General features: G+C 71.4%; 15 protein-coding genes, 1 pseudogene and 1 riboswitch. Of the genes and pseudogenes, 14 read left to right on the top strand and 2 right to left on the bottom strand.

What is annotated here, in order from left to right:
• Positions 1–23: 23 nt before the first annotated feature.
• The 7 genes from ABZ564_RS14875 to ABZ564_RS14905 all read left to right on the top strand — a co-directional run bounded on the left by ABZ564_RS14875 (position 24) and on the right by ABZ564_RS14905 (position 5,914).
• A complete protein-coding gene (locus ABZ564_RS14875) occupies positions 24–581 on the top strand; it encodes a hypothetical protein (protein ID WP_360855256.1) in 558 nt (185 codons plus the stop codon).
• On the top strand, positions 578–2,110 hold the full coding sequence (locus tag ABZ564_RS14880) for a serine/threonine-protein kinase (RefSeq protein ID WP_360855259.1): 1,533 nt from the start codon (positions 578–580) through the stop codon (positions 2,108–2,110). The genes ABZ564_RS14875 and ABZ564_RS14880 overlap by 4 nt, the downstream gene beginning before the upstream one ends.
• A gap of 104 nt (positions 2,111–2,214) precedes the next feature.
• Positions 2,215–3,180 (top strand): glycosyltransferase family 2 protein, encoded by a 966-nt coding sequence (locus tag ABZ564_RS14885; RefSeq protein ID WP_360855262.1) that lies wholly within the window; start codon positions 2,215–2,217, stop codon positions 3,178–3,180.
• Complete coding sequence (locus ABZ564_RS14890; protein ID WP_360855265.1) at positions 3,177–3,686, top strand: GtrA family protein; 510 nt, start codon at positions 3,177–3,179, stop codon at positions 3,684–3,686. The genes ABZ564_RS14885 and ABZ564_RS14890 overlap by 4 nt, the downstream gene beginning before the upstream one ends.
• Positions 3,683–4,129: a hypothetical protein gene (locus ABZ564_RS14895; RefSeq protein ID WP_360855267.1), complete on the top strand. Its 447-nt coding sequence runs from the start codon at positions 3,683–3,685 to the stop codon at positions 4,127–4,129. Before ABZ564_RS14890 ends, ABZ564_RS14895 begins: the two co-directional genes overlap by 4 nt.
• 131 nt (positions 4,130–4,260) lie before the next feature.
• Positions 4,261–4,917 carry a SurA N-terminal domain-containing protein gene (locus ABZ564_RS14900; protein ID WP_360855270.1) on the top strand — a complete coding sequence of 219 codons (657 nt, stop codon included), beginning with the start codon at positions 4,261–4,263 and terminating at the stop codon, positions 4,915–4,917.
• A 34-nt stretch (positions 4,918–4,951) separates the two neighbouring features.
• The gene (locus ABZ564_RS14905) at positions 4,952–5,914 is read left to right on the top strand and encodes a nucleoside triphosphate pyrophosphohydrolase (protein ID WP_360855273.1); all 963 of its coding nucleotides are present in this window, start codon (positions 4,952–4,954) and stop codon (positions 5,912–5,914) included.
• 36 nt (positions 5,915–5,950) lie between these two features.
• Here the strand turns inward: ABZ564_RS14905 and ABZ564_RS14910 are convergent, their stop codons facing one another.
• Positions 5,951–7,201, bottom strand: a complete 1,251-nt coding sequence (locus tag ABZ564_RS14910) for a cytochrome P450 (RefSeq protein WP_360855276.1) — start codon at positions 7,199–7,201, stop codon at positions 5,951–5,953.
• Between the two features lie 305 nt (positions 7,202–7,506).
• On the opposite strand from ABZ564_RS14910, the gene ABZ564_RS14915 reads away from it, so the two are divergent.
• From ABZ564_RS14915 to ABZ564_RS14940, 6 genes are all read left to right on the top strand, one after another.
• On the top strand, positions 7,507–8,592 hold the full coding sequence (locus ABZ564_RS14915) for a transglycosylase family protein (protein WP_360855279.1): 1,086 nt from the start codon (positions 7,507–7,509) through the stop codon (positions 8,590–8,592).
• A gap of 298 nt (positions 8,593–8,890) precedes the next feature.
• Positions 8,891–9,059: riboswitch (cyclic di-AMP (ydaO/yuaA leader) on the top strand.
• Between the two features lie 4 nt (positions 9,060–9,063).
• Complete coding sequence (locus tag ABZ564_RS14920; protein WP_360855282.1) at positions 9,064–9,798, top strand: transglycosylase family protein; 735 nt, start codon at positions 9,064–9,066, stop codon at positions 9,796–9,798.
• Positions 9,799–10,127: 329 nt separating this feature from the next.
• Positions 10,128–11,408 carry a phosphopyruvate hydratase gene (eno, locus tag ABZ564_RS14925; protein ID WP_018104074.1) on the top strand — a complete coding sequence of 427 codons (1,281 nt, stop codon included), beginning with the start codon at positions 10,128–10,130 and terminating at the stop codon, positions 11,406–11,408.
• 107 nt (positions 11,409–11,515) lie between these two features.
• Positions 11,516–11,986: a septum formation initiator family protein gene (locus tag ABZ564_RS14930; RefSeq protein WP_360855285.1), complete on the top strand. Its 471-nt coding sequence runs from the start codon at positions 11,516–11,518 to the stop codon at positions 11,984–11,986.
• A gap of 70 nt (positions 11,987–12,056) precedes the next feature.
• Positions 12,057–12,596: a DUF501 domain-containing protein gene (locus ABZ564_RS14935; protein WP_360855288.1), complete on the top strand. Its 540-nt coding sequence runs from the start codon at positions 12,057–12,059 to the stop codon at positions 12,594–12,596.
• 10 nt (positions 12,597–12,606) lie between these two features.
• The gene (locus ABZ564_RS14940; RefSeq protein WP_360855291.1) at positions 12,607–13,557 is read left to right on the top strand and encodes a Ppx/GppA phosphatase family protein; all 951 of its coding nucleotides are present in this window, start codon (positions 12,607–12,609) and stop codon (positions 13,555–13,557) included.
• 62 nt (positions 13,558–13,619) lie between these two features.
• Here ABZ564_RS14940 and ABZ564_RS14945 read toward each other — a convergent pair.
• Positions 13,620–13,733: pseudogene (locus tag ABZ564_RS14945) on the bottom strand (type II toxin-antitoxin system RelE/ParE family toxin); the annotation flags it as partial.
• Between the two features lie 412 nt (positions 13,734–14,145).
• Here ABZ564_RS14945 and ABZ564_RS14950 point away from each other — a divergent pair.
• Positions 14,146–15,531, top strand: a complete 1,386-nt coding sequence (locus ABZ564_RS14950; protein ID WP_360855294.1) for an NAD(P)/FAD-dependent oxidoreductase — start codon at positions 14,146–14,148, stop codon at positions 15,529–15,531.
• The last annotated feature ends 257 nt before the right edge of the window (positions 15,532–15,788 follow it).

Raw genomic sequence — 15,788 nt, forward strand, 5'->3', positions numbered from 1 at the left:
CCGGCAGGGCCTGGATCGTTTCCATGCGCGTGCTGTTCGTCGCGCTCTCGGTGCTCTCCATCGGGTTGCTGCTGTGGACGCCGCTGATCCGGCTGGCGATCGTCCGTCGCCGGGCCCTCGACTGGTGGACGGCAGTGGCCGGTCTCGTGTTCGTGTGCGTGCTGCTGGCAGTCCTCGGCAGGGACGGCTCGGACGCCGAGGCCAACAGCACCGACTACATGCTCCTCTCGCTGTTGCTCCTCGCGATGATGGGCGCCGTCGCGCACTACCTCACCGCCGAGATCCGCCACTACGCGCAACTGACGGGCAAGGGCCCCGTACCCGCGCACCCGGGACCCGGCTACGGATACATGACCACCGTGCCCGTGCCGACTCCGCCGTACGGGCAGCCGCAGCCGCAGCCGTACCCGCCCCACCCCCACCAGCAGCCCTACCCCCTCCCCCTCACGCGCTGCCCCCAGCCCGAGGACGTGCGCCCCGCTCCGGAGCCCCGGCAGCACCCCGCGCCCCAGCGCATCGACCAGGTCCGCGCCGAGCTCGACGAGCTGAGCGACTACCTCCGCAAGGGGGAGGACCGGTGAGCGGTCGTCTCATCGGCGGGCGGTACGAGCTGGCGACGATTCTCGGCCAGGGCGGCATGGGCCAGGTCTGGACGGCCTACGACCAGCGCCTGGACCGCCGGGTCGCCGTCAAACTCCTGCGCCCCGACCGGGTCACCGGCCCCATCGGCAGCGAGGCCGCCGGCGAGCTGCGCCGCCGCTTCGTCCGCGAGTGCCGGGTCACCGCCCAAGTGGACCACCCCGGCCTGGTCACCGTGCACGACGCGGGCAGCGACGGCGACGACCTGTACCTCGTCATGCAGTACGTGGAGGGCGCCGACCTCGGCGACCACCTTGCCGAGCACGACCCGTACCCCTGGCCGTGGGCCGTCGCGGTGGCCGCGCAGCTGTGCGCCGTCCTCAGCGCCGTGCACGCCGTGCCGATCGTCCACCGCGACCTCAAGCCCCGCAACGTGATGGTCCGTCCGGACGGCACCGTCCTGGTCCTCGACCTCGGCGTCGCCTCCGTCCTCGACACCGACACCACCCGCCTCACGCACACCGGCTCGCCCATCGGCTCCCCGGCCTACATGGCCCCCGAGCAGGCGATGGGCGGCGCGGTCGGCCCGTACACCGACCTCTACGCCCTCGGTGTCCTCCTGCACGAACTGCTCAGCGGCGACGTGCCGTTCGCCGGCTCCACCGCCCTCGGCGTACTGCACCGCCACCTCTACGAAGCGCCGGTGCCCGTCCGGCAGATCCGGCCCGACATCCCCGAAGCCCTCGAAGCGCTCGTCCTGCGGCTGCTCGCCAAGGACCCGCAGCACCGTCCGGGCAGCGCCCAGGAGGTGTACGAACACCTCGCCCCGCTGCTGCCCGCGCGCGGCTCCCGGCCGCCGTCCGGACCGCTCGACCCCACCCGCCCGTTCCTGCGCCCGCACGCCCCCTGGCCCGACCGCGCCACGGTCCCGCCGCCGGCCATGCCCGCCCCAGCGCCCGCCCGGCCGGACGTCGCCGCCGCCGTCGACGAGGTCAAGAGGCTCCTCGGGGAGGGCCGCATCACCCAGGCCGTCGACCTGCTCGGCGGGCTCCTGCCCGTCGCCGCCGAACAGCACGGACCCGGCTCCCCGGTCGTCCGCATCCTGCGCAAGCAGTACGCGGCGACCCTCATGGACGACGGCCAGTACCGTCGCGCCCTGCCCGAGCTGCGCCGACTCGCCGAGGACCGGGCGGCCGAGGCGGGCGCCGCCGACCCGCAGGCCCTCGGCCACCGCTGCGACGCCGCCCAGTGCCTCGAACAGCTCGGGGAGCCCGCCGCCGCACTCGCCGAGTACCGCGCCGTCCTGCCGTACTACGAGAACCAGTACGCCACGGGCAACGACCCGGCACGCTCGTACGAGATCCGCCACCGCATCGGACAGCTGCTGCTCGCCCTCGGCGACCACGCGGGTGCGCGCGTCCAGCTCCAGGCGCTGCTGTACGACACCGAGCGCACCTACGGCCCGCACCACCCGCAGGCCGTCGAACTGCGCAGGCAGCTGGAGCGCCAGATGGAGGTCCGGGGCGGTTGAGGGCACCGGCTCCGGGGAAGGCGTCCGGGGCCGTTCACCCGATGGCCGCCCACCGGCCACACCGGGCTCCGGAGAGCGACACTTTGACCGGTTGATGTACATGGGTGCTGATCTCGCTGGTGGTGCCTTGTTTCAACGAGGAAGAGATCCTCGAACGCTTCCATGAACGCGTCACGGACGAAATGTCCAGTCTCGGCCACGCGTTCGAGGTCGTCTACATCGACGACGGGAGCGCCGACCGGACTCTGCCCCTCATCCAGGAGCTGGCCGCCGCCGACGCGCGCGTCCGCTACGTCTCCTTCAGCCGCAACTTCGGCAAGGAGGCCGCCATGCTGGCCGGCCTCCAGCACGCCGAGGGCGACGCCGTCGTCCTGATGGACGCCGACCTCCAGCACCCGCCGGAGCTCGTCGGCCGCATGCTCCAGGAGCACGCCGGGGGCCACGACCAGGTCATCGCCCGCCGCACCCGCGCCGGCGACCGCGTCACCCGCACCCTCACCGCACGTGCCTACTACTGGCTGATCAACCGCCTCGTCGACGTCGAACTCGTGGACGGAGTAGGCGACTTCCGGCTCCTGTCGCGCCGCGCGGCCGACGCCGTGCTCGCCCTCACCGAGTACAACCGCTTCTCCAAGGGCCTCTTCGCCTGGGTCGGCTTCCCCACCACGACGTTCAGCTACGACAACGCCGTACGCGAGCAGGGCCGCTCCGCCTGGACCTTCGGGAAACTCCTCAACTACGGCCTCGACGGGCTGCTCTCCTTCAACAACAAGCCCCTGCGCGCCGCCCTCTACCTCGGCCTGCTCCTCACCTCCCTCGCCCTCGGCTACGCCGCCTGGATCGTCGGCGTCGCCCTCGTGCGGGGCGTGGACACACCCGGCTACGTCACCCTGCTCGTCGTCGTCACCGCACTCGCCGGCGTCCAGATGGTGCTCGCCGGAGTCGTCGGCGAATACGTCGGCCGTATCTACTACGAGGTCAAACGTCGCCCGCACTTCCTGGTCAAGGACACCAACACCCGCGCCCGCACGACCGCACCGGAGGAGCCCCGGGAGTTCGTACGCCGATGACGGTCCGCGCGCAACTCGTACGTTTCGCCCTCGTGGGCGCGGTGAACACCGGCACGTACTACGGCTGCTACCTGCTCCTGCTGCATCTGCTGCCGTACATCGCCGCCCACGTGCTCGCCTTCGTACTCAGCATGACCGGGTCGTTCTTCCTGAACTCGTACTTCACGTACCGCACCCGGCCCACCTGGCGGAAGTTCCTGCTCTTCCCCCTCACCAACGCGGCCAACTTCGTCATCACCACCGGCGGGGTCTACCTCCTGGTCGACCTGGCCGGATTCAGCGACCGCTACGCCCCGCTGGTGGCCGCCGCGGCCGCCATCCCCATCACGTTCGTGGTCTCGCGCACGGTCATGCTGCGGCCGGACGCACCGCCCCGGAAGCGGGCGGAACCGGTGGCCCGGGACAGCGGTCGGGAAGCCGGGACGGGTGGGACACAATGTCCCCGGCACGCGAGGGGACCGTCCTCGCGCCGCATGGATCGCACGAGTCACCGAGGAGTGTTGTGAACGGAAGACGAAGCCGGGCCCTGCTGAAGGCCGTCACGCCGATGCTGGAGCCCGGGGAGCAGGTGGTGGCGATGTCCCTGGTGAACCTGAGCGAGGTCTCGGTCAAGCGGAACCTGGCGATGGGCGTCGCCGCGGCGGTACTGAGCGGCGGGACGATGGTCGCGGCGGCGACCCCCCAGCCGATGTACCTGGCGGTCAGCCGCGAGCGGCTCTTCCTCTTCGTCGCCAACCAGACCTTCGCCAAGCCGGACCGGCACCTGGCCACGTACCCGCTCCAGGGCCTCAGGCGCACCGAGATCAAGAACCGGGTCCTGAAGAAGTCCTTCGACCTGGTCGACGAGTCCACGGGCAGCGCGCTGCGCATCTTCTTCCCCGCCCTGGTCAGGAACAACAGCCTGGACACCGTGGCCGGACTCGTCCCCGTCGCGGGAGCCACCGTCTGAACCGGGGCGGCCCGCATCCCCGACTCTTCCCGAATCGTTGGTCGAATCAGTGGCCCGGACCCGTTCCACTCCCTAACATCGATCACCGCAAGGCCTTGTGCACCGCCGCACAATCTCCTCGGGAGGCTCCTTTGCACCGCCGCCGTCGCACCGCGCTCACCGTCTCCGCAGCGCTGCTCGCCGCAGCGCCGCTCCTCACCGCCTGCGGCAGCCAGGCCCACCCCGGCGCCGCGGCCGTCGTCGGCGGCGACCGGATCACGGTGTCCACCGTGCAGGCCCAGGTGGCGGACGTGCGCGAGGCGCAGAGCTCCTCCGAGCAGTCCGCCCAGCTCACCGACCAGTCCGGCCAACTCGCCCGCGCCAAGCTGCACGGCCTGATCCTGGACCGGGTCCTCGACCGGGCGGCGGCGGACGCGGGCGTCACGGTGACCCGCGCGGAGATCCAGGAGATGCGCAAGTCGGCCGTCGCCCAGTACCAGGGCGAGAAGGGGCTGCGGGCCGCCGTCCTCCAGGAGCGCTGGCTCGCCCCGGACCAGATCGACGCCTTCCTGCGCGAGCAGATCCAGATCACCAAGCTCGGCCAGGCCCTCGGCGCCGACCCGTCCACCCCCGAGGGCACCAAGGCCATCGGCGACGCCCTGACCAAGGCGTCCAAGGCGCTGAACGTCGACGTCAACCCGCGCTACGGCACCTGGGACAACCAGCAGATCCAGCTCACCGACTACAAGGCCCCCTGGATCTCCCAGGTCACCGAGCCCGCCCAGGCGGCCGCGGAGGCCGGGGCCTGAGAGCCGCCGCGTGCGGCCGGGTAGATTCGGCGCTGTGAACGCTGAAGACCCCGGCCGCATCGTCCTGCTCACCGCCAGCCACCGGGTCGCGCCCGGACTGTTGTCCTGGCCCGCCTGGCAGGCGCTGCACGCCGCCGACGAGGTGCGCTGCGGCGAGCCGGAGCAGCCGCAGCTGCCGTATCTGCGCGAGGCCGGTGTCACCGTCACCCCCGGCGTGCCCGACGCCCAGCAGCTCGTCGACGCCTGCGCGGGCGGCCGGACCGTGGTCGTGCTCACCGGCGGCGAGGGCAACCAGCCGCTCACCGACGGCCTGGCCCGGCTGGCCGGTTCGGGGCGGGTGCGGATGCCGGACCTGGAGCTGCTGCCCGGCTCGTACGACCTGCCCGGCGCGCGGCTCCTCGATCTGGTCCAGGTCATGGACCGCATCCGCGCCGAGTGCCCCTGGACCTCGCAGAAGACCCACAAGGGCCTCGCCAAGTACGCCATCGAGGAGGCGTACGAGCTGGTCGAGGCGATCGAGGACGGCGACCGCGAGGAACTGCGCGAGGAGCTGGGCGACGTGCTGCTCCAGGTCGTCTTCCACGCGCGCATCGCCGAGGAGGACGAGCAGGAGCCGTTCTCCGTGGACGACGTCGCCGGCACGCTGATCGAGAAGCTGGTCCACCGCCACCCGCACGTCTTCGGCGACGAGGCCGCGGAGACCCCGGAGGACGTCCGCGCCCACTGGCTGCGCACCAAGGCGATCGAGAAGCAGCGTGAATCGGTCACCGACGGAGTACCGCTCGGCCAGCCCGGCCTGGCGCTCGCCGCGAAGCTCGCGAGCCGGGCCCGTACCGCCGGACTCGACGTCCCCCTCCCCGAGGGCGACGACATCGGCTACCGCCTCCTCGCCCTCGCCGTACGCGCCCAGGAGGACGGCGTCGACCCGGAGGCCGCCCTGCGCGCCGCGGGGCGCGCGTACCGGGACGCGATCAGGACGGCGGAGGGCACCGGATAGCGGCGGGGAGCGAACGGCGGCCGGGCGGGCCCTCCGTCATACCGGAGTACCGCGCACCGCCGTGAACTCCACCGGTAGCGTGCGGAGGCCGCGCATGATGAGACCGCCCCTCCACCGGAGGTCACCGGGCTCCACGGCGAGCCGCACGTCGGGCAGGCGGCGGAACAAGGTCTCCAGCGCGGTGCGGCCCTCGAGCCGCGCGAGAGGGGCGCCCAGGCAGTAGTGGATGCCGTGTCCGTACCCGAGGTGCTGGTTGTCCCGACGGGACAGGTCGAGTGTGTCCGGCTCGGCGAAACGGGCCGGGTCACGGTCGGCCGCGGCGAGAACCACGAGTACGGGGTCGCCCTCCCTGATGCGCGTTCCCCCGATGTCGAGTGCCTCCGTGGCGTAGCGCCAGGTGGCGAGCTCCACCGGGCCGTCGAACCGCAGCAGTTCCTCGATGGCGGTGTCCAGGAGGCGGCTGTCGCCCTGCTGGACCGCGTTCTGGAAGACGGCGCGTTGGACGGGGTCGCGGAAGAAGGCGTGCGCGCTGTTGCCGATCAGGTTGATGGTCGTCTCGAAACCCGCGAAGAGGATCACGAAACACATCGCGGCGGCCTCGTTCTCGGTGAGGTGTTCGCCGTGGTCGCTGGCCCGGATCAGTCCGGAGATCAGGTCGTCCCCGGGATCCTGCCGCTTTCGGTGGATCAGCTCCGCGAGGTAGGCGCGGATTTTCTTCACCGACCGGGCGACCCCGCCGCGCGGCCCGCCGCCGTGCCGGATCATCATGCCCGCCCAGTCCCGGAAGTCGTCCTGGTCCTCCGGCGGCACGCCGAGCAGATCGCAGATGGCGTAGATGGGAAGAGGGAAGGCGAAGTCGTGGATCAGGTCGGCTTCGCCCTTCTCCGCGAACTCGTCGATGAGCCGATCCGCCAACTCCTGCACACGGGGGGCGAAGGCGGCGATCGTCCGGGGCGTGAACGCCTTGGACACCAGCCGGCGCAGCCGCGTGTGGTCGGGCGGATCGATGTTCAGCAGGTGCGTCATGAGGTTGGCGCTGCGCTCGCCGGGGATACCGGTCTTGCTCTTGCCCTGCGCGTCGTCCGCGTGGTGCGCCGGGTTCTTCGAGAGGCGGCTGTCGGCCAGGGCCTGCCGTGCGTCCGCGTACCGGGTGACGAGCCAGGCCTCCACGCCGCTGGGCAAGGTCGTCCTGTGTACGGGGCTGTGCTCTCGCAGCCAGGCGTATGCGGGGTACGGGTCGGTGGCGAACTCCCAGGTGAAGAGTTCGGGCGGCGGGGTGCGGTTCACATGACGACGGTATCCGGCGCCTCCGGCTCCGGCTCCGTCGCCGGCGGCGCATCGCCTCCACGCGGCCGTCCGGGACACGGGGCCGGCGATCGTTTGCACGGCCGGGCGGCGGGCTCGTCAGGCGGGGATCACGGACGCCGCCGGCGCGGTTCACGCAGGGGGCGCGCACCGGCGAAGTGACGCCCAGTCAACTCTGTGACTTTCGCGTGATCTGCGCTGCATCGACTTGTGACTCTCGTTCGAGTCCCGCTAGGTTCACCGTTCGACCCACCAGTCGCTTGTCAGTCACACGGAAGGCATCTCCCATGGGCTCCGCGAACGGCAGACACCGTCGCCCTCGCCAGGCACCCGCCATCGTCGTCGCCGCAGGCGTGACCGGCTCGGCCATCGCCATCCCGCTGCTCGGCGCGGCGGGCGCACACGCGGCGGACGCCTCGACCTGGGACCGGGTGGCCGAGTGCGAGAGCGGCGGGACATGGAGCGCCGACCTGGGCAACGGCTCCTACGGCGGCCTCCAGTTCTCGCCGAAGCTGTGGAAGGCGTACGGCGGTGAGGCGTACGCCGAGCGCGCCGACCTCGCCAGCCGCTCGCAGCAGATCGCGGTGGCCGAGAAGGTCCTGGCGGACAAGGGCCCGAATGCGTGGCCCAGCTGCGCGGTGATCTCCGGGCTCGGCAAGAGCACGGGCGCGGCGGACGTCGACCCGGGCGGCGAGGACTCCGACGCGCCCCCCCGGAGCGCGGAAGCGGGCCTGGACGCCGGGCTCGGCGCCGATCCGGTGGACGACGCCTCGTCGGGCTCGTCCGCCACCTCCTCGGACGAGGCGGCCGGCGGGACGGCCGCCGCCAAGGGTGCCGCCGAGAGCAAGGGCGAGCACGCGGGCGGGAGCGCGGAGAAGTCCGCGGGCAAGGGCGCCGGGGCCGGTGCGTCCGCCTCCCCGTCCGCCGGGTCCTCCGCAGGCGCCTCCACCGCTCCGGCCGCCGACCCCTCCGGTTCGTCCGGCCTGTCCGCCGGCGCGTCGGACGGTGCGCGGGAGAAGGGCGGCAAGCACCGGGGCGCCCCGGCCGCCGACGAGACCACCGGGGCGGAGGGCGGCCGCGACATGGGGCGGCACGCCTCGCGGGGTGACGGTGAGGCACGCGACGGCGCGGCGCGGCCGGCTGACGACACGTACACCGTCCGGCCGGGCGACAACCTCTGGGCGATCGCCGACGCGCAGGACCTGCCGGGCGGCTGGCCCGAGCTGTACGAGGCGAACAAGGCCGAGGTGGGGTCCGACCCGGACCTCATCCTGCCCGGTCAGGACCTCGACCTCGGCCTGGACGGCCAGAACCCCGAGCCCGGCCCCGACCTGGACGGCCAGAACCCCCAGCCCGGCCAGGACGCCCGCTGAGAGCGGCCCGACGAGTAGCTGAGAGCCCCTGAGGTTTGGGGGTTTATGAGGCCCATGTCCCACTTCTGATCGAGTGAGACATGGGTCTCTTCGCGTGAACTGTCGCTTCTTGTCCGGGAGGTCCTGCCGCATCCGTTCCGACCTGCACAAATGAGGGTTCATCGGATGCTCGTGCGGCATGATTATCCGGTATGTCCATCTTTGAATATGAGGGTTGGGTGTGATTACCGTCGGAGCCGCTCGCACCGCGGGCCCCGTCGACCGTCACGCCGAATCCTGCCGTCGGTCGGAGGGAACAGACGCGAAAGCGCCGTAGGCAGGAGCGGGGGACCCAGGTAGGCGCTGGGCCGGATCGTCGGGAGACGCATCAGGACCGGCTAGGGGTGAAGCCGCGCCAGGAGCGCGGCCGGGCAACTCACTTGGCCCGAACCCGACAGCTCACCTCGCAGGCGTCGGTGAGGAGAAGTCTCGATGCTGCTCAACAGCAAGGGCAACAAGCACCGCCGCCCGTCCAGGGTCGTCCGTATCGCCACGCTCGCCGGTGTCGCCGGTGCCGCCGTCGCCGTGCCGCTGATGGGCGCGACCGGCGCCTCCGCCGCCTCCGTCGCCACGTGGGACGCCGTCGCCCAGTGCGAATCCGGTGGCAACTGGTCCATCAACACCGGCAACGGCTACTACGGCGGCCTGCAGTTCTCCCAGTCCAGCTGGGCCGCCGCCGGCGGTACGCAGTACGCGCCCCGCGCGGACCTGGCCACCAAGGCCCAGCAGATCGCCACCGCCGAGAAGCTCCTCGACATGCAGGGTCCGGGCGCCTGGGGCTGCGCAGGCGCCGGCAACCTGACCAACGACGGTGTCGACCCGGGCGTCGACACCGGCTCCGGTGCCGCGAAGCAGGAGGCCGCTCCGAAGCAGGAGGCCGCTCCGAAGCAGGAGGCCGCCCCGAAGCAGGCCGAGCGCACCGAGGCCCCCGCCACCAACCGTTCGGACCGCTCGGACGCCCCGAAGAAGACGGTCACCACCCCGACCGGCGAGAAGGTCGCCAAGGGTGACGGCGAGTACAAGGTCGTCGCCGGTGACTCGCTGAGCGGGATCGCCGCCGAGCACGACGTCAAGGGCGGCTGGGAGCAGCTGTTCAAGCTGAACAAGGACATCGTCGAGGACGCCGACCTGATCTACCCGGGTCAGCAGCTCCACCTGACGAAGTAGCCGCGATCCCTCCTCGCTGATCGCTCAGGCCGCCCCGGCCCGGCGCGCACCCTCCCCCCGTGCGTTGCCGGGCCGGGGCACGCCGCGTTCGGTGGTGACCGCTTCCCGGCTGCTTCCGTTCGGCCGCCGACCGGTCCCGATCGTTCAACTGTTGTAGTTACTGGTCAGTAAATATCTGGCAGTTCGCACCGGTATGCCCGCTCTTGGGTCCTTTTTCGTCCCAGGGGGCGGGCGGTCGGCCGACGCAGACGGCCGGGCCGGTTAGGCTCTTGTCGCAAGGCCAAAGTGACCCTGCACAACCAGCGTCATATCCCAGAAGGAGATGCCTCGTGCCGTCCATCGACGTCGTCGTAGCCCGGGAAATCCTCGACTCCCGGGGCAACCCCACGGTCGAGGTCGAGGTCGGCCTCGACGACGGCAGCACCGGTCGTGCTGCTGTTCCGTCCGGCGCCTCCACCGGCGCGTTCGAGGCCATTGAGCTTCGCGACGGTGACCCCAACCGCTACCAGGGCAAGGGCGTCGAGAAGGCCGTCCTCGCCGTGATCGAGCAGATCGGCCCGGAGCTCGTCGGCTACGACGCCACCGAGCAGCGCCTCATCGACCAGGCGATGTTCGACCTGGACGCCACGGAGAACAAGGGCTCGCTCGGCGCCAACGCCATCCTCGGCGTCTCCCTCGCCGTCGCGCACGCCGCCTCCGAGGCCAGCGACCTCCCGCTGTTCCGCTACCTCGGCGGCCCGAACGCGCACCTGCTGCCCGTCCCGATGATGAACATCCTCAACGGCGGGTCGCACGCCGACTCCAACGTGGACATCCAGGAGTTCATGATCGCGCCCATCGGCGCCGAGTCCTTCTCCGAGGCCCTGCGCTGGGGCGCCGAGGTCTACCACACGCTGAAGAAGGTCCTGAAGACCAAGGGCCTGTCCACCGGCCTCGGTGACGAGGGCGGCTTCGCGCCGAACCTGGAGTCCAACCGCGCCGCCCTCGACCTCATCATCGAGGCCATCAAGGAGGCCGGCTACGCCCCGGGCAAGGACATCGCGCTCGCGCTCGACGTCGCCGCGTCCGAGTTCTACAAGGACGGCTCCTACGAGTTCGAGGGCAAGTCCCGCTCGGCCGCCGAGATGACCGAGTACTACGAGGAGCTGGTCTCCGCGTACCCGCTGGTCTCCATCGAGGACCCGCTGTACGAGGACGACTGGGCGGGCTGGAAGGTCATCACCGACAAGCTGGGCGCCAAGGTCCAGATCGTCGGCGACGACCTCTTCGTCACCAACCCGGAGCGCCTGGCCCGCGGCATCGAGGAGGGCTCCGCCAACGCCCTGCTCGTGAAGGTCAACCAGATCGGTTCGCTGACCGAGACCCTGGACGCCGTGGAGCTGGCCCAGCGCAACGGCTTCAAGTGCATGATGTCCCACCGCTCCGGCGAGACCGAGGACGTCACCATCGCCGACCTCGCGGTCGCCGTGAACTGCGGCCAGATCAAGACCGGTGCCCCGGCCCGTTCGGACCGCGTCGCCAAGTACAACCAGCTGCTGCGCATCGAGGAGATCCTCGACGACGCCGCGGTGTACGCGGGCCGCTCGGCGTTCCCGCGCTTCAAGGGCTGACAGCCCGGCGGGGGGCGGGACGCCCCTCGGCCCCCGCCTCCGTCCGTCCCCGCGCTCGGTCCCGTACCGTGTGCGGGGACGGACGTGCGTAATGGGGAGGCGGGAACATGGCCGCGAAGGACCGGGACCGGTTCTCCACCGCGACCCGGCTGCGGCTGCTCGGCGAGCAGACCGCCGCCCGCGTCTACCGGTCCCAGAACCGGCGGCAGGCCCGCCGCTCCCGCCTCACCGGCCGCGCCGCCTTCCTGGCCCTGGTCGTCTGCTCGCTGGTCGTCGCCCTCGCCTACCCGATGCGGCAGTACGTGTCGCAGCGCGACGAGATCGCCGACCAGCAGCGGCTGGCGCGGGAGGCCGAGAAGCGCACCGAGGAGCTGCGGGACGAGAAGGCCCGGCTCCAGGACGACGCGTACATCAAGCGGCTGGCCCGCGAGCACCTGCACTACCTTCTTCCCGGGGAGACCTCCTACACCGTGGTCGACCCCGACGCGGCCGAGGAGCGCAACGGGAAGCCGTCCGGCACGGACCGGCCGTGGCACTCCAACCTGTGGGACGGCGTCGACGGCGCCGACCGCGGCTGACGGCCGCCCCCACCCCCGTACCTCTGCAGAACCCGCGGTTCGAGCAGTCCGATCAGAACCCTAGGCAGGCATGGAAACGCCCCCTCCCCAGACCGAGTCCACCGTCCCCACCGAGGCGGACATCGCCGCGTTCCAGCAGCAGCTGGGCCGCCCGCCGCGCGGGCTGCGCGCTATCGCGCACCGCTGTCCGTGCGGCAACCCGGACGTGGTCGAGACGCAGCCCCGGCTGGAGGACGGCACGCCGTTCCCGACGACGTACTACCTGACGTGCCCGCGCGCCGCGTCCGCGATCGGCACGCTGGAGGCGAACGGGGTCATGAAGGAGATGACCGAGCGCCTGGGCAAGGACCCGGAGCTCGCGGCGGCCTACCGGGCGGCGCACGAGGACTACATCGCGCGCCGCGACGCCATCGAGGTCCTGGAGGGCTTCCCGAGCGCCGGCGGCATGCCGGACCGGGTGAAGTGCCTGCACGTGCTCGTCGGGCACTCGCTGGCGGCTGGGCCCGGCGTGAACCCGCTGGGGGACGAGGCGATCGCGATGCTCCCGGAGTGGTGGCGCAAGGGGCCGTGTGTGTCGCCGTGCGGCGAGCAGGGTACGGACGAGGGCTGAGGGCGGCGACATGACGCGCGTGGCCGCCATCGACTGCGGTACCAACTCGATCCGTCTGCTGGTCGCGGACGCCGATCCGGCCACGGGGGAGTTCGTCGAGCTCGCCCGTCGGATGGAGATCGTCCGGCTGGGGCAGGGGGTCGACCGGACCGGCCGGCTCGCCCCCGAGGCGCTGGAGCGTACGTTCGCCGCCTGCCGGAGTTACGCGGCGGTGATCAAGGAGCTCGGCGCCGAGAAGGTCCGCTTCGTCGCCACCTCCGCCTCCCGGGACGCGGAGAACCGGGACGACTTCGTGCGCGGGGTGCTGGACATCCTGGGCGTCGAGCCCGAGGTGATCAGTGGCGACCAGGAGGCCGCGTTCTCGTTCGACGGGGCGACCAAGGAGCTGACCGGGCGCGATGACCTGGCCAAGCCGTACCTGGTCGTGGACATCGGCGGCGGCTCCACCGAGTTCGTGGTGGGCGACGACCGGGTACGGGCCGCCCGGTCCGTGGACATCGGCTGCGTCCGGATGACCGAGCGTCACCTCGTGCGCGACGGCGTCGTCAGCGACCCGCCCGCGGCCGCGCAGGCCGACGCGATACGGGCGGACGTCGCGGCCGCGCTGGACCTCGCGGAGGAGAGCGTTCCGCTCGCCTCGGCGGCCACGCTCGTCGGTCTCGCCGGGACGGTCACCACCGTGGCCGCCATCGCGCTGGGCCTGGAGGAGTACGACTCCGAGGCGATCCACCACTCCCGGGTCACTCTGGAGCAGGTGCGGGAGATCGCCGCGCGGCTGCTGGCCTCGACCCACGCGGAGCGCGCGGCGATCGGCGCCATGCATCCGGGCCGGGTCGATGTGATCGCGGCCGGGGTGCTGATCCTCCAGGCCGTGATGGAGCGGGCCGGGGCGCGCGAGGTCGTGGTGAGTGAACACGACATTCTGGACGGAATCGCCTGGAGCTGCGCCTCCGCGGAGTGACCCTTCGGGAGCGGTCCTCGACGGCATCGCCCGGTCCCTGATCCGATCGCCCACAGGCTGCGTCAGACGTCCCGCCGGTCGCCCACCTCGATCACGAGGATGACGAGTTCACCGTCATTGATCTGGTAGGCGACCCGGCGGCTTCCGACCCGGAGCCGGTGGAGTCCCGACGGGCCGGGGCGCTCATGCGTCGCTCCGCCCGCACTGTTGAGTGGGTGGGACGTGCCTGGTGGGGCGGTTTCCGGGCCGCCTCGCCACCAACTTCGTGAACTTCTTCACAAGAGATTGGCCCCCTCGGGCCGGTCTCCTGACCCGGATGGGTCATGCCGAGGGTGAGCGGGGTCACTCGGCGGCCGGACCGAAGGGTTCCGGGAGTGTTACAGGGGTGTGGACCGGAAGTGGCCCTCCCCCGGGCCCGGGGTTCAAGGGCCAGCTCACAGCCGGTGAACAACGTTCACCAGGATGCAGTGGTTCCCTCCTGCGGCCATGACCTGGGTCACGTGGGCGGCGGAGTGTAGCAGACGGGGGCCGCAACCTTGTGAAGGGGCTCACGAGCATGTCCTCGGAGGGGGGTGGATACTCGATGGCATGAGCACCACGGAGCGTCCCAGGATCCTCGTAGTAGGCGGTGGGTACGTAGGCCTGTACGCAGCTCGGCGCATCCTCAAGAAGATGCGCTACGGCGAGGCGACCGTCACGGTCGTCGACCCCCGGTCGTACATGACCTACCAGCCCTTCCTCCCCGAAGCTGCTGCCGGCAGCATCTCGCCTCGGCATGTCGTCGTCCCGCTGCGACGCGTCCTGCCCAAGGCCGAGGTCCTCACCGGCCGCGTCACCACCATCGATCAGGAGCGCAAGGTCGCCACGGTCGCGCCGCTCGTCGGCGAGGCCTACGAGCTGCCCTTCGACTACCTGGTCATCGCGCTCGGCGCGGTCTCCCGCACCTTCCCGATCCCCGGCCTCGCCGAACAGGGCATCGGCATGAAGGGCATCGAGGAGGCCATCGGCCTGCGCAACCACGTTCTCGAGCAGCTGGACAAGGCCGACTCGACGACCGACGAGGACGTCCGCCGCCGGGCCCTCACCTTCGTCTTCGTGGGCGGCGGGTTCGCCGGTGCGGAGACCATCGGCGAGGTCGAGGACATGGCCCGCGACGCGGCGAAGTACTACACGAACGTGAAGCGCGAGGACATGCGCTTCATCCTCGTCGACGCCGCCGACAAGATCCTTCCCGAGGTCGGCCCGAAGCTCGGGACCTGGGGCCGCGAGCACCTGGAGTCCCGCGGTGTCGAGGTCTTCCTCTCGACCTCCATGGACTCCTGCGTCGACGGCCACGTGGTGCTGAAGAACGGCCTCGAGGTCGACTCCAACACCATCGTGTGGACGGCCGGCGTGAAGCCGAACCCGGCACTGGCCCGCTTCGGCCTGCCGCTCGGCCCCCGCGGTCACGTGGACACCTCCGAGAAGCTCCAGGTGCAGGGCACCGACTACATCTGGGCCGCGGGCGACAACGCCCAGGTCCCGGACATGGTCGGCCGCAAGGCCGGCAACCCCAACGCCTGGTGCCCGCCGAACGCCCAGCACGCGCTGCGCCAGGCCAAGGTCCTCGGTGACAACGTCATCTCCGGGATGCGCGGCTTCCCGCAGTCCGACTACAGCCACGCCAACAAGGGCGCGGTCGCCGGTCTGGGCCTGCACAAGGGCGTGGCGATGATCGTCATGGGCAAGATGAAGATCAAGCTCAAGGGCCGCCTCGCCTGGTACATGCACCGTGGCTACCACGGCATGGCGATGCCGACCTGGAACCGCAAGATCCGGATCTTCGCGGACTGGACCCTGGCGATGTTCCTCAAGCGGGAGGTCGTCTCGCTCGGCGCCATGGAGACGCCGCGCGAGGAGTTCTACGAGGCCGCCAAGCCGGCCCCCGCCCCGGCCGCCGCCAAGCCGGTGGGCGAGAAGGCCAAGGCCTCCTAGCCCTCCCGCTCCCGCCGGAGCAGCAGTACGACGCCCGAAGGGGCCGTCCGCCATCCGTGGTGCGGGCGGTCCCTTCGGCGTATCCGGGGACGACGGGACGGCGCGGAGCCCCGGGGGGCGCGGGCCGGACCCCCGACGGATGTATGTGCTGTGCACGTATTTTGCCGTTCCCTTGCCCGGTAGCGGGATGGCCCGGCCGCCGGAAACTGTTGTGGGGATGTACCACGCCACGGCGCCCGGGGTGCCGGGGCGTGGCC

Source organism: Streptomyces sp. NPDC019224, assembly GCF_040632605.1.
Taxonomy (GTDB): Bacteria; Actinomycetota; Actinomycetes; order Streptomycetales; family Streptomycetaceae; genus Streptomyces.